Raw genomic sequence first — 14027 nt, forward strand, 5'->3', positions numbered from 1 at the left:
TATCGGCCCCTGGTTTTGGCGGCGATGCCAGGTTTATGCGCCGGTCGAGTTTCTGTCATCTTCTGCACCAAGCATTTCTTCCAGGTGGGATAGCACGCCTTGATCCTTCACCACGCTTCTCAGCCATAGATGCAACGGCATTGCCGACCAATGCAAGGCTTTCTCCGCCAGATAGGCAACGGGAGAATGAGGTTCAGCGTTCCTGAAATAGGCGGCAACCTGCCGAAGCGCTTCGACCGCCTCGTTACGGCTGCCAATCCGGCCTGAAGCCAAACCGTCCCGGACCGGCGGCAAAACATCAGGAACACTGCGGGCCACGCCTGCCGACTTGTCGTTTGTATTCAGACTAGCCGTGTGGCCATGCTCGAGACTCATCTCTTCATCATCATATGTCTTGCCCAACCCCAGACTTTTGCCAATAGCATGAATGCGTGCCTGCACCGCATCGACACTTTCCGCCAATGACTTGATTGACGGCGCTGCGTCGCCAAGGATTTCGCCAAGATGGCCGGCAAACGCCTGCACCAGTTTCTCGCAATGGTCAATGATTTCCATCTGCTCAGAAAAATACCGATGCTCAGTGGCGGAAACGGCATTGGCAAACCTTTCCAAGGTCACGCGTTCCTGCAGGTCAGGTACGGAATCGGGATGGCGTTGCAATTGCAGTTGCAGATTGACCGCGTTTTCGTAATCCATCAGGCTGAATCTGCCCGTTCCGCCGTCAGTCAAAGGCACACAGCGGATCAGGTACGCCGCGCGCTGGATAAACCAGGATGTTGTCCCGACGCGCCGCTCATCGTCGCCGTCTTCACCGCGAGGATGGATATGCGCGCCGAACTTTTCAAGGAGACCGATGTTTATTTCCAAACCGCGCCGCAGTCCGGCGAAGCCCTCGGTCTTGATCAGCCCCTCCGTCAGCCAGGCTGCGACACGCATGTCCTTGGTTTTCGCTCCGAGCAGAGCCTGGCATTCGGTAACGACAGCCTTCCAGTCGGCCTGCTTCAATGCGGATTCCCATTCGCCGTAATCAAGCGTCGGATCGTCTTCGCGACGCGCTTCGTGAATACGATCAAATTCCGGGGAAAATGAAAAGTCTTCGCCGCATGGCTTTTCATCGGAAACAGGCGACATCAACTCGATCACCGATGCGTCCATCAAAGATTCGTCCATCACGCCAACCTGTATGTGAATTTCCCGGACTTGGCAACGCCTACGCGAATCGACTTTATTGCCGTCCCTTCCGCCATTGCCTTCAGCAACATACCGGCGATATCAGGCAGGAGCGTTCCGTTGAGGATGTTGTCTATATTTCGAGCACCGGAATCCACCTCGACACAACGGGCAAGAATTGCTTCGACAAATTCCTTTCCAAAGGAAAGTGAAAGCTTATGATTCCTCGTCAGGCGTTCACTAATGCGACTCAGCTTCAGCTTGATGACAGTTGAAAGCACTTCATCAGACAACGGATAGAAGGGCACTATCCTCATCCGCCCGAGAAAGGCCGCCTTGAAATTCTTGTAAAGACTCGGACGCAGCTGCTCCTCCAGTTCATCCTGCGATGGCAACTCCTCTGCAGGCTTGTTAAGACATGCCTGCATGATAGCTTGGCTGCCAACATTGGAGGTCAGGATGATAATGGTGTTCTTGAAGTCGATTTCCCGGCCTTCCGCATCCTCCATGACGCCCTTGTCGAATACCTGAAAAAACAGCTCCAGGACATCGGGATGCGCCTTCTCAATCTCATCAAGCAACACCACACTATGCGGTTTGCGCCGAACCGCTTCCGTCAGTACACCGCCCTCACCGAATCCGACATATCCTGGAGGTGAGCCCTTCAGCCCGGATACGCTATGTGCCTCCTGATATTCGGACATGTTGATCGTGATCAGATTTCGCTCGCCGCCATACAGAATATCCGCCAGTGCAAGCGCCGTCTCCGTTTTGCCGACACCCGACGGTCCCACGAACAGAAATACCCCCTTGGGCTTGCCAGGGTCTTCAATGTTGGCGCGTGCAGTCTTGATCCGTCGCGCTATCTGCTCGAGCGCGTGCGTCTGCCCAATGACCCTTGCTTCAAGCAAATCACGAACATTCAGTACCGTGGCTATCTCATCCTTGAGCATCTTTCCTACCGGAATTCCGGTCCAGGAGGATATGACATCGGCAATCATTTGCGCATCGACACAAAACGGCACGATCAGTGTTTCGTCCTGCCCCCCTTTCAGTTCCACCAGCACCTTCGAATATTCGGCGAGAATCTCCTTGCGATGTCCGTTGCGCGCAACTTCGCCTCGCGTCGGCGCTGAGTCAAGCGAATAGATATTTGTCGACAAAGCCGCTTCATCGCTACGGGAAGGAGCGAACGCATTGATATCCGAGTTGGAAACACACCCGTTCTCCCTACCGATGGTTGAATCTTCCAGCCTTTCGCGCAAGCCGGTAAGCCTTGCAACCAATTCTTTTTCGCGAGCCCAGCGGCGCTCAAGCTCAGCCAGCCTTTCCCTCTCACGCTCGCGCCCTGCATGCAGAAATTCGAGCCTGTCCGGCTCCGGCGCCTCGATGGCTGCTTCCCGCTCCACCATGGATATTTCTTCCTCCATTGCTGCAATTCGGCTGCGCGCCTCAATGAGCGCAGCCGGTGCCGCGTCTCGCGCCAGCGCAACCTTGGCGCAAGCCGTGTCAAGCACGCTGATGGCTTTATCCGGCAGCTGACGCCCCGTTATATATCTTGACGACAGGCGCACCGCCTGTGTGATGGCATCATCAAGTATGCGGACCTTGAAATGGTCTTCCATCCGCAAGGAAAGCCCTCTGAGCATTGCACATGCTACCGGCTCCGACGGCTCCTCGACCTTGATCGCTTGAAAACGCCTTGCAAGCGCGGAGTCTTTCTCGAAATATTTCTTGTACTCGCTCCATGTCGTCGCTGCGATAGTACGCAGTTCGCCCCGAGCAAGCGCAGGCTTCAACAGATTGGCCGCATCATTCTGACCGGCCTGGCCACCTGCACCGATCAAGGTGTGCGCTTCATCAATGAATAGAATAATCGGATGGGGACTTCCCTTGACTTCGTCGATCACGCCGCGCAAGCGGTTCTCGAATTCTCCCTTCACACTGGCGCCTGCCTGAAGCAGGCCGAGATCGAGGACGTGCAGCTCGACATCCTGCAGCACGGTTGGAACATCACCGTCCGCCAGCCGCAGGGCAAGCCCTTCGACCACTGCCGTCTTTCCCACCCCTGCCTCGCCGGTCAGGATGGGATTGTTCTGCCGCCGCCGCATCAGGATGTCGATCATCAGACCGATCTCCTTCTCGCGTCCGATCACGGGATCGATCCTTCCGTCCCTTGCCCGCTGGGTCAGATTGTCGGTGTACTTGTCAAGCGAAGGCGTGCCCCGCTTTCGCGTGCCGGCGCTGTCCGTGTCGTGCACCGACGTGCCAGCAGACAGGGAAGTCGCCGGACTAGTTGAAAGTGATTCGGGAAAATCGCGAACAATGTCATCAAGCTTATGCTTGAGCTCATCCAATGGAAAAGTTGAGAAATGCCGGCTGGAGCGGATGGCATATTGCGCCACGCCAGGCTCGGTCAATAAAGCAAGCAACAGGTGGGCACTGCGGATGGCGGTACAGTGAGAATCGATCGATGCAATCAGCCAGGCGTGTTCGAACAGCGTTGACACGCGCGTGGAAAACACCGGCGTCCGTCCATTTCCCGTGCGAAATCCCTCGATCTCGTGATCAAGATCGTCTTCGAGCGCCGCAGAATTAATACCATAGTGCCGCACCAGATAATGAAAATCACTCTCCTGCTTGCCAAGCAAGGCAATGAAGAGATGTTCGAGATCCACTTCATATTGCCCTCGTGCGACGCAGAGATTTACGGCCTCGGCTGCAGCATTTTTGCAGAGCGGGTTGAGTTTGCCGATCAGGACTTTCAGGTTAGCTGTCATGAATTTGTATACAGGTTAATACCGATGGTGGGCGTCATTGTGTGAGCCGTTTGTTTACTCAATGCCTTGTTCCGTATTCAGGAGATAGGACGCGTCATCTGGATCCGACGCCCTGCCTCGGGCTTGCATCCAGCTTACCCATCCGAGCAGCACTTGCCCGCCCTCCTTCTGCAATCGGGGACTCGATATGTCACGTTTGTCCAGGATCAGACGCACTTCACAGTCGTATGCAAGGCCTTGCATGAGCCGAAAGAGCCGTGCAAGATTACGGTGGCCCTGCGCACCGGGCAACATGTCCAGAAAGCTCGCCTTCCGCATCGGCCCTAGAGTAAGACGAATTCTCGACTGCCGGTCCCAGACGCGACCGCCGCAAAACGCGCTTTGCCCCAGGCTTGCGTGGCGGATGCCGAGACTGGTTCGCTCCTCTTTCGGCAATTCCATCCACTGTCCGATAAACTCCGCAATCTTTGCCGGCACCCGGAAATAATCTGCAACCACTCGGGCAAACCAATGCGCTGATCGCGGGCGTTCCCGTATCGCCGCCACGTAATAAGCCAGTGTTTCGTCTGCGATGCCTTCTCCGTCATTTGCAATCCTGTCCCTCGTTGCGGCGAAACCCAAGCCGCCGAGACTCAACACAAGAGGAACGAAGCGATTCCTTCTATCCGCTTCATATTGCAAATGCAGGCGGTATTTCATCCAGCTTTGATAGAACAGCGAGACAGCGCGACTGGTGAAAATATCCATGAAAGCACGCGTCGTCGTATCACGTTGGAACAGGACTCTGTCTGCAACATGCTGGGTGTAATGGCGCGGCAAAACACCGGAAGGTCCGACGAGGCCCATGAATGCAGGCGTCAGGGTAGCCTTGTAAAATCCTCCGGTCTTGTTCGGGGCTTGCCGGGAGAGCATGACGTGACGACCGCCAGACCGGAGTTCCCCTTGCAACGTCGATATGCCTTCGTCTGTCATATCTGCCAATTGAAGCGGCTCGGCCGCCTCCTTGCCTTCGCTTGACCATTCAAGCTGGAGTGACTCAATCTCGCTTGGCGGAAAGCCAAGTGAAATCGAATTGCGGAAGCGGATCGCCTGTTCCAGTATCGAACTGTCACCTTGTTGCGTATGACGCCGCTGGTAGGACAGCAGCAGACGAATTGCCTGGAAAAACTCGAAGCGGTAAGGCTCCTTTTCCAGCTGTTCTATCAAACTGGCGCCAGATCGCCACATCGTGGAGGACATTTGATAAGCTCCTTTCCAGTTTGCCTGGAGATAATCGTCAATCTGGTAAAGCTGTTCGTATGTATGTAGAGTCCGAAGAAGCGGTCCAGAATCTGCGCAAACATGAACAGGCCGATGCCCGCATAATGTGTTTCATCCACGGTCAGGCGTATCTCGATACCGCGCACCATGACGGGAAAGGGGTTTCCTGGAAGTCGCGTGACCGCGCCGCGGTGAACGATGCCGACCAGTCCATCGATTTGATGGCGATTGATGGCTGAGCCTGACACGTCATAAAGCACCAGAATTTCCTTGAGCGCATCCAAACCCTTGCCGTCCAGCGAAAAATGATTCAGGCTCAGTTGCGAGATGAACCTCCATTGCGCCCCACGCCCTTTCTGGAAACAATAGCTTGGTGTCGGCCGTCGCAACAGGCGGACCAGCTTGACAGGCAAGTCGCCCTCGGCGAACAAATCGCCGTCCATCAGACCGAACGGCAATTGCGACGGCAAATCCCGATTGCTGCACGACACATCAATGCTGAGAGTGCTGTGTCCGATGCGGTCCGGCTCCAGATCGGAGTCGACCAGCGTGATTTCCATGAAGTCGCTGCGATTCGCCGGGTAGCTGGCATGCCAGTATCGAGCCGGGCCATCATGTGCCTCGCCATGACGGATGGAATAAAATGGCCTGAAGTCTTCCGCCTTGTCGCTCCTGCTGTCGCCGTGCAGTCGGCACACGCGGCGCAGCTCGAACACTTCATAGGCGTCGGGATGCCGGTTATCGATAATGACCGGATACGTCGTGGTGGTCTCGGTGACCCTTATCGGTTCCGCATTGCGTGAAAACAGGTTGACGACCGGTGTGCAAGCCAAAAGGAAATTCTCCTTGCCCAGCCGGTCGAGCAGATGCGCTTGTGCATCCTGACCTATGCCTTTCGCGAGACCGAACCGGATGTCGATCTGACGCTTGCCGGCAGGCAGGCGAGCGATAGCGCGTCGCAGATCGATATCGATAAAGTTGAACTTCTCCGGGAAGGCAAAATACTCCAGCAGCAGCTGATACGCGCGATGAAACCGGACGTCGTCGTCGAGAAGCGCTTCATGCTCCTGAAATCCTACTGGCTGGAGAGCGCTTGCAGGAAGCTCTGCTATTGCCGAGCTATCCGGATCCGACACCCAGATGCCTTTCAAGTGCCCGAACAAGGCTATTCGGACGGCCGCTACAACACCCGGTTCGCCATTCAGAAACAGTCTGAGCGGCTTACCACACAAAGATTGAAGATCGGGACTATCAGGCTGGCCCTCCAGCCGTATCCTGATGGCGGCAACCGATGAGGCAGCCACGTCGGCACTTAAGCCGGTTCCATCGACTACCTGTTCAAATTCGACTCGCGCGATATGGACTGGTAGCAGATCGACTTCGTAGGCTGTTCGAAAACGGCAGCTTACTCCCTTCACCGGACGGGTATGCAACTGGGTATGCCTGGGAATCGACAGCGGTGCAGCAGTTCGATCCGCGCCCGCGCCTGCATCGAAATGCGCGATGGAAACCGAGGGAAACGGACGCAGAAACTGAGGAAACGCGACCTGCAGCAATGCCTCTGTAAACTCGGGATACTCGTCATCCAGCTTGCGGTGTATTCTGCCCGCCAGAAGTGCGAAGGACTGGATCATCCTTTCGATATGAGGATCGTCACAAGTCTCTCCCGAAAGCAGCAGGCGCCCCGCGACTTTGGGATAGCGCTCAGCAAATTCCCGCGACGTGCGTCGAAGAAAGGTGAGCTCGCGTTCGTAATAAGGGAGTAATTCTTCCATGGTCTACCGGGTCACGGAACGGTTCGTTCTGGTGACGGAATAATTCGATGTCGCAGGATGCAACAAGGCGTCAAAGTGCACTGGCTCCATTGATGGATGTACCACCAGCAGCGCGTGGATCGTGAAGCGCAGACGGTTGGTCGTGTGATTTTCGACATCCAACGCAATTTGGATTTGCTTCAATCGGCGTTCATGGATCGCAATGGTGCGCTCAAGAGATCGGCAGATATGATTGCGATCCGCCGGATTGGCCAGACTGCGCCCGACGAAATCGCCCATCCCGTAACTGCAGATCGACTTCAGCGATTCCGGATACCACTTGAACAGTTGCTCGTTCATTGCACATCGGCTATTGAGCAGGGCTTCCAGGTCGCGTGCGACGGAATCCTTGATCTCCTCGGCGGTTATCTGGCGCAAGGTATCCGACTCGCTTCTTGAACGAGGAGCATTGTCGGACAGCCGGTCAAGCAGGGTTGGGCGATACTTCGCCTTAGAGCCAAACAACTTGTTCATGGTATTCCACTCGAATTCCTTGGAGGGCGTCTGCCCGAAGCAGCGAGGATGCCCTCACTGAACATCGTTTCAACGCCATAGATCATGGAATGCACCTGCAAGAACCAGCGGCATACAGCGTCACAGAGGATAGGTTTTTCATATAAGACCGGGAATCAATGCCGACCGACGCCTGTTGCAACAATCCGATCGCGCGATCTGCTCGTACGGCCGGCATGCATTCCCTGACTCGAAAAAACAGGGATCAAACGGCTTCAGTCGCCTTGTTCTTTGCCAAGCTCCACATCTGCGGGTTGCTGCCACCCTTCTTGCCGTCGATGCCTTGAACGGTGTACGTCCATTTCACGGACGCGTATTTCAGCGCCAGTGTTTCGGTCGGCAGCCCTTCTTCCTGGACGGCCGGTGTTACTGATGCAACGATCACATGATTAAGCACGATCTCGAGATACTTGACCTTTTCCTTGCCATTGGCGCGCATGAATTCAATGGTTACCTTGTTGAAGGTATCGCCTTGGCTGCAAGCCAGCCAGAGAGAGGGACTGGTGGAATCAATATCTTTAACGAACATCATATCGCCGTGTTCGCAGCGTTCCGCAGTGTGGCCGCCCGATGTACTTGAAGTCGCGGACTTCGGCTGGCGAATCAGATGGCTCCATGAATGTGCTTCGAGCCATTTCTGGTGTCCTTCGTCGCGTGATTCGCCTTCGATTTTCGTGTCGCCACCCTCGAACTTCAGATAAATGTCTTTCATGCTTCATTACTCCTTTAAAAATGCGCATCAATGCGCGTGAAAAATCCTCTGGCCGACTCTCATGTCATCGGTGTTAACTCAGGTACGTCAACTATGCGGTACGATTTGTCATCAGGACGAGTTCGCCCGGCCATCATGAATTTTCATTCAGATGGAATTAAGTGGATTTGCAATACGGCTTAAGACGATGCCGAGTTCTTTGCGAACCAGCATGGTGGGCAATATGCATTGCCAAACCATTTCGAACACCATCGCATGCGTAACGCTCGAGAGGTAACGCCGTCAACAACGCATCCTTCTACTGGAAGGTTCCAGGCCGGCTTCTACAGCATCTTCATGCCGACCACAACCCAGTACGGATCTCACCATACGCCATTCGGACTATGCTAGTGGTGCGAGTCAATAAGCTGTTGATCAAACGGTGGATGAGAATCATGCTGATACTGTGTCAAGAATGTGCGCAGCGATCGACAAAGGCGCGGCATTGCTGTGCTTTCTTCCTTGTCTCGACATGATTTCACCACATTATCTTTCAATAAATTTCCAACTCACACCACTAGGTGAGGCATGCCTCCGGTCGAATTTCCTGCTCACGGAATCCCTCTCGAATGCAGATGCGCGTGGTAGGGATTCATGCGTCCATGTACCAAGTTTCGAAAAGACGTTGACGGGCGCCTAATTCCCTAACTCACAACAACTAGGATTTCGCCGACTGCGGCAATTCGGCAACCAGTCTCAGGGAAACGCTCAATTCATCAAGCTGGAAATGCGGACTCAGGTAAGTTACTGCCCGATATACGCCTGGGCGCCCCGGAACCTCATCCACCTTCACCGAAGCTTCGCGCAACGGATACTGGGCTTTAATTTCCTGGGATGCGGAGTCGTCCATGACGACATATTGTGCAAGCCAGTTATTGAGAAACTGTTCAACGTTGGAAGCTGCAGCAAAGCTGCCTATCTTGTCGCGCATCATGGACTTCAAATAATGCGCTATCCGGCAGGAGGCAAATATGTATTGCATTTGTGCCGACAGAATGGCATTGGCATTCGCCGCATCCGTGTTGTACTTCTTTGCCTTTTGCACCGACTGGGCTCCAAAGAACGCGGCATAGTCGGTATTCTTGCAATGAACCAGTGGGATGAAGCCAAGGTCGCTCAGCTCTTTTTCCCGGCGATCGGTGATGGCAATTTCCGTCGGACACTTCAGCGCAATCTCGCCATCATCGGTCTTGAATGTATGGGTAGGCAGATCCTCGACCAAGCCGCCGCCCTCCACCCCTCGAATGGCGGCACACCAGCCGAAATGTTCGAATGCGTTCGTCAGTCTGGCGGCGAACGCATAGGCGGTGTTCACCCACAAGTACTTGGCATGGTTGCTTCCGTCGACATCCTCAATAAAATTGAAGCCTTCGACTACCGTGCCCTCTTTAGGATGGTATGGCATGCGACCGAGGAATCTCGGTACTGTCAGGCCCACATAACGGGAATCCTCCGATTCGCGGAAAGATTTCCATTTCGTGTATTCGAGCGTATCGAAGACTTTCGCCATATCGCGCGGCTTGCCGAGATCCGCGAATGACTCCAGACCCAGCAATTCCGGCGAGGCGGCCGATATGAACGGCGCATGCGCCGCGGCGGCGACGTGCGACATCTGGTCCACGAAATAAACATCTTCGGGTTGACGGGTTATCTCGTAGTCGCCTATCAAGGCACCGAACGGTGCGCCGCCGAAGGTACCGAACTCTTCCTCGTACACTTTCTTGAACAAGGCACTCTGGTCGAAGTCAATCGCATTATTGAAGTCACGAATCAGGTCGCGCTTGGTTACATTGAGCAGCTTTATTTTCAACGTTTCGCCGGTTGCGGTATGCTTGCACAGGTAATGCAGTCCACGCCAGGTGCCTTCCATTTTCTGGAACTCCGGTGCGTGAAGGATCTGACTGAGCTGTTCGGAAATCAGACCATCCAGTTGGGCGACTCGTGCATCGATGGTTGCTGAAAGATTGCTGGAAATGATCACGGTGCCTTCCAGCACCTGGCTTACCAGTTCACCGATAAGGTCTTTTGCACGTGCGCGTTCATTATCCGAACGTGCGACCTTGCTCTCGTTGACCACCTTGTCCAGCAGGCTTTCTTCCACCACAGCTTCGGTCGCTGTGGATAAGGGAGCTCGCACTTCCATTTCAGTCCTCCTTGTTCCGTGTTTCCTGACCAAGCCGCTGCAAGCTTTCGGTATTCGCCAACACTTCGCTCAGCACATCTTCAAGCTTGTCATTACCGGCGAGCTTGTTTCGGAGGTCGGAAAGTTTGCTGCGCGCTTCCAGCAACTTGCGCAGAGGCTCGACCTGCTGCACGACAGCTTCGGGACGAAAGTCCTCTATCGAACGGAACTTCAGATCGACACCGAACTGACCGCCTTGTTCGCTCAGAGTATTCTCTACACGAAACACGGCACGCGGCTCTATGCCCTTCATGACATCGTCAAAGTTGTCGACGTCAACATTGACGAATTTGCGATCCTTCAGTTTTGGCAACGCATTTTCCGAACTTCCGGAAAAATCGCCCATCACGCCCACCACAAAAGGAATTTCCTTCTGCTCGATCGCATCTCCGATTTCCACGTCATAAGTAAGATGGACGCGAGGAGGACGAATCCGCTGCAATTTTTTCTGTACGCTTTCCTTCTTTGACATAAGCGTTTCCTTGTATTCTGTGTCGGTAAAAATCAAGACCTGTTACTTAAGGGACTTGAAGGGATCGTTCGGCGCGGCTGCGGCATCCCGAGTATTCGGAACGACAGGGCCTCCGCTGGACTCCTTGGGGACTGCCGTCGGACGAGCAGGCTTCGCCTTCGGTCGGTTTGCCGCAGGAGGAGTTACACGGACTTCTGTCGACGGCAGGGGGACAAGTGTCTTCTCACCGATCGCCGTTCGCAGAGAATTCGTTAAATTTTCCGCCTCCGCCCGCGCATTGGCACCGACGCCAGCTGTCGGCCGCAAGCCTGCAACCGCCCCCGCGGCAACCCTGAGCCCGCTGACCACAAGCAAGCTTTTCGCCTCCTGGCTCGAGGCATCACGCTGCAGTGCCTCATTGGCCGCAAGGATGGTCGATGGATAGTTGCCGGCATCAAACCAGATGTTGGCAATTTTCAGCCATGGAACGGCACTGGTCGGATAACTGCGCGCCCCCTGAGTCAGCAGTACAACCGCATGCTCCTTGTTGCCCTTGGCGAGTTCTGCCTCAGCTTCGCGCGTGACGGTCTCGAGGCTTGCCGCTGCCCTGGGACTTTCCGTTGTTTGCGTGGCACAGCCGCCAAGCAGCGCAGACGCCGCTAAAAGACAGGCCAGTCCCGAGCGGACTCCGATTCGTAGTGCCAAATGGCGCGGTTGGTACATCCCTGATCTCCATTGAAAAACTAACTGATGACTCCACTCGTCCCGGTCATGTCGTGAACCATTGAAGGATGCATGCCCCGCAACGAATGACCGGCGCGCCTCGCACTTCGGGCACACCTTACAAAGGGCAATCGCATCTGCATTTCGAGTTACCGCAGGCGCCAAAACGCTCGTTGCAATTAAACAATGTTGCAATTTCCGTTAGCACATTGATAACGTCTCAGATATACTAACCGAAACATTGATTTAATGACAATTATTTTTTGATACGTTTGGAAATCGTCCAACGAAATTTGTGGATGCTCGAATATTCAACAATGCACAAGCCTCCGTCTTTACGTCTCAGTCCTTATTGCGTTCACACTGGCTCTTCAAAAGCAGGATGCCGTTCACCAGGCAGATTGATCGTGCAATTGCTGCTTGCGCTGTTTTGCGCCTTGGTACAGTCCGGCTGCGTTAGCACGGCCAATGGAAATACAAAGCCGGGAGCCGATACGCTCCTGGGAAGCCTTGCCGAACTGCTCGGCAATAAACAGAAGGCGGAGCAACTCCGCATGGCGGAAATTCGCCTCGAAGCCTCAAAGGATGCGAATGCGGATGAACATGGCAATGGCCTTGCAACCGTTTTGCGCGTCTACCAGTTGCGCAATGCCGTCGGCTTCCTCTCGATACCTCATGGCGTCCTTCTTGATGCGCAAAGCGAACGCAACATGCTGGGCAATTCCATGATTGAAGCGAGAGAGATCACTTTGCTGCCGGGACAATCGCTTCGTTTCACGGAAAGCCTCACCGAAGATGCAAGCCATCTCGGATTCGTTGCTCTCTTTCGCAAGCGGTCCGGGCAACGGTGGCGGTTGGCATTTACTTCGGCTGACGCAGCTCGATCCGGTATTGTCATCGGCGTGCATGCCTGTGCCATGACTGCCACCGGGGCCACGCCACTGACCACCAGCACGGAAGATGCGCTGCTGCTGAGCGCGGCGCCCTGCAGATGATCCCATCACCTCCATCACGCAACCACTTTCAAGACAATGAGCAGTTCACCAAAAATTCTTTGGGGCGAAGGCCTCTTTCTCAGGCCACAGCATTTCCAATGCCAGGATCTCTATCATGAGGGCCGGCTCGCCGAACTCGGACGAGCCGTTCACCCTTATCTCTGGGGACTGCAGGAAATCGCTCTGGACACCGCCGCGCTGGCATTGGGAATCCTGCGCATCACCAAGCTCAGGATGGTGCTGCCCGACGGCGAGTTTATTCATGCCCCCGACGTGGATGAATTGCCGGCCGAAGTCGACCTCCGCCAGTTCGACGATATGGGGAACGGCATCGTTTTTCATATCGGCTTGGCTCATTTGCGCGAGCATGGTCCCAATTTTTCATCGGAGCCGAGGACGGATGCGCAGGCGCTCCGGTTTTACCAGCATGATCATGTGGTAGTCGATCGCTATACCAGCGCGATCGAAGCCGATATCACTGTCCTGAAAAAGAAGCTGCGGCTGCTGAGTGATCGTGATAACCGCGAGCGCTATGTTGGCGTGCCATTGCTTCGGATACGCCCGCGCCCATCCGGCGGATTCGAACTCGACGAAGCCTTCATGGCTCCATCACTTTCAATACAGGCATCCACGCCGCTCTTCCGCATCCTGCGCCGGCTGCTTGACATGCTCCAGGCGAAGGCGCAGGCATTGTACGGATATCACCGCGAGCCGTCGCGGAACGTGGTTGAATTCCGCTCCGGCGACATTGCCTCATTCTGGCTGCTCCATACCGTCAATGCGGCGGGGGCGTCACTACAGCATTTGCTGCAGCACCCGGGCTTGCATCCCGAACGACTGTTTCAGGAATTGCTGGGACTTGCCGGGCAACTGATGACGTTTTCCAAGGCATATGGCCTGCCGGACCTGCCCAGTTACCGGCATGATGCGCCCGGACCCGCCTTCCACCGGGTGGATCACATCATTCGTGAACTGCTGGAGACGGTCATCTCGTCCCGTTACTTCCTGATTCCGCTGACGGAGGTCAAGGCATCCTTCCATCTGGGTCGCGTCGATTCGGAAAAAATCACCAGCAATGCCGCGTACTATCTCTCGGTTTCCGCGGACATGCCGCCTGCGGAAATCGTCGAATCCGTTCCCCAGCGCGTCAAGCTGGGCGCTCCGGACGATGTGGAAAAAATGGTGTCGTCGGCAATGCCGGGTATCCGCCTGATGGCCGCGCCCCAGGTTCCGGCGCCCATCCCGGTACGGCCTGGCTGCTATTACTTTTCAATCGATCCTCATGGAGCCTTGTATGAGCGCATGCTTGCCTCGAACACCATCATGATTTATGTGCCCTCCGGTTTCCGCGCGCTCAAGCTGGAATTGTTCGCCGTTACCCAATAACT

At 55.0% G+C, this 14027-nt stretch carries 11 protein-coding genes; 2 read left to right on the top strand and 9 right to left on the bottom strand.

The annotated features are described in order from the left end of the window. Positions 1-33: 33 nt before the first annotated feature. The 9 genes from tssA to FH061_RS08040 form a co-directional block, all read right to left on the bottom strand. Entirely contained in the window at positions 34-1170 is a 1137-nt protein-coding gene (gene tssA, locus FH061_RS08000) for a type VI secretion system protein TssA (protein ID WP_151634774.1), read from the bottom strand. Next, a complete protein-coding gene (gene tssH, locus FH061_RS08005) occupies positions 1170-3950 on the bottom strand; it encodes a type VI secretion system ATPase TssH (protein WP_151634776.1) in 2781 nt (926 codons plus the stop codon). Before tssH ends, tssA begins: the two co-directional genes overlap by 1 nt. A gap of 54 nt (positions 3951-4004) precedes the next feature. After that, the gene (gene tssG / locus FH061_RS08010; protein ID WP_151634778.1) at positions 4005-5189 is read right to left on the bottom strand and encodes a type VI secretion system baseplate subunit TssG; all 1185 of its coding nucleotides are present in this window, start codon (positions 5187-5189) and stop codon (positions 4005-4007) included. Further along, positions 5153-6985: a type VI secretion system baseplate subunit TssF gene (gene tssF / locus FH061_RS08015; protein ID WP_151634780.1), complete on the bottom strand. Its 1833-nt coding sequence runs from the start codon at positions 6983-6985 to the stop codon at positions 5153-5155. Before tssF ends, tssG begins: the two co-directional genes overlap by 37 nt. 3 nt (positions 6986-6988) lie before the next feature. Next, positions 6989-7498 (bottom strand): type VI secretion system baseplate subunit TssE, encoded by a 510-nt coding sequence (gene tssE, locus FH061_RS08020; RefSeq protein ID WP_151634782.1) that lies wholly within the window; start codon positions 7496-7498, stop codon positions 6989-6991. 244 nt (positions 7499-7742) lie between these two features. Beyond that, positions 7743-8249 (bottom strand): Hcp family type VI secretion system effector, encoded by a 507-nt coding sequence (locus FH061_RS08025; RefSeq protein WP_151634784.1) that lies wholly within the window; start codon positions 8247-8249, stop codon positions 7743-7745. A gap of 697 nt (positions 8250-8946) precedes the next feature. Further along, positions 8947-10431 (bottom strand): type VI secretion system contractile sheath large subunit, encoded by a 1485-nt coding sequence (gene tssC, locus FH061_RS08030; protein WP_151634786.1) that lies wholly within the window; start codon positions 10429-10431, stop codon positions 8947-8949. 1 nt (position 10432) lies between these two features. Further along, positions 10433-10942, bottom strand: a complete 510-nt coding sequence (gene tssB, locus FH061_RS08035; RefSeq protein ID WP_151634788.1) for a type VI secretion system contractile sheath small subunit — start codon at positions 10940-10942, stop codon at positions 10433-10435. A gap of 42 nt (positions 10943-10984) precedes the next feature. Beyond that, positions 10985-11644, bottom strand: coding sequence for a tetratricopeptide repeat protein (locus FH061_RS08040; RefSeq protein WP_151634790.1), 660 nt, complete (start codon positions 11642-11644; stop codon positions 10985-10987). A gap of 299 nt (positions 11645-11943) precedes the next feature. Between FH061_RS08040 and tssJ the strand changes: the two genes are divergently transcribed. Both tssJ and tssK read left to right on the top strand, forming a co-directional pair. After that, the gene (tssJ, locus tag FH061_RS08045; protein WP_151634792.1) at positions 11944-12639 is read left to right on the top strand and encodes a type VI secretion system lipoprotein TssJ; all 696 of its coding nucleotides are present in this window, start codon (positions 11944-11946) and stop codon (positions 12637-12639) included. A 36-nt stretch (positions 12640-12675) separates the two neighbouring features. Further along, entirely contained in the window at positions 12676-14025 is a 1350-nt protein-coding gene (gene tssK, locus FH061_RS08050; protein ID WP_151634794.1) for a type VI secretion system baseplate subunit TssK, read from the top strand. Positions 14026-14027 lie beyond the last annotated feature (2 nt).

The organism is Noviherbaspirillum aerium, assembly GCF_008929045.1.
GTDB classification, from domain to species: domain Bacteria; phylum Pseudomonadota; class Gammaproteobacteria; order Burkholderiales; family Burkholderiaceae_D; genus Noviherbaspirillum; species Noviherbaspirillum aerium.

Bases quoted from the DNA above. Each gene is read 5' to 3' on its own strand.
- FH061_RS08025 (WP_151634784.1), bottom strand. From the start codon at position 8,249: ATGAAAGACATTTATCTGAAGTTCGAGGGTGGCGACACGAAAATCGAA.
- tssK (WP_151634794.1), top strand. From the start codon at position 12,676: ATGAGCAGTTCACCAAAAATTCTTTGGGGCGAAGGCCTCTTTCTCAGG.
- tssA (WP_151634774.1), bottom strand. From the start codon at position 1,170: ATGGACGAATCTTTGATGGACGCATCGGTGATCGAGTTGATGTCGCCT.
- tssJ (WP_151634792.1), top strand. From the start codon at position 11,944: ATGCTCGAATATTCAACAATGCACAAGCCTCCGTCTTTACGTCTCAGT.
- tssH (WP_151634776.1), bottom strand. From the start codon at position 3,950: ATGACAGCTAACCTGAAAGTCCTGATCGGCAAACTCAACCCGCTCTGC.
- FH061_RS08040 (WP_151634790.1), bottom strand. From the start codon at position 11,644: ATGTACCAACCGCGCCATTTGGCACTACGAATCGGAGTCCGCTCGGGA.
- tssF (WP_151634780.1), bottom strand. From the start codon at position 6,985: ATGGAAGAATTACTCCCTTATTACGAACGCGAGCTCACCTTTCTTCGA.
- tssC (WP_151634786.1), bottom strand. From the start codon at position 10,431: ATGGAAGTGCGAGCTCCCTTATCCACAGCGACCGAAGCTGTGGTGGAA.
- tssG (WP_151634778.1), bottom strand. From the start codon at position 5,189: ATGTCCTCCACGATGTGGCGATCTGGCGCCAGTTTGATAGAACAGCTG.
- tssE (WP_151634782.1), bottom strand. From the start codon at position 7,498: ATGAACAAGTTGTTTGGCTCTAAGGCGAAGTATCGCCCAACCCTGCTT.
- tssB (WP_151634788.1), bottom strand. From the start codon at position 10,942: ATGTCAAAGAAGGAAAGCGTACAGAAAAAATTGCAGCGGATTCGTCCT.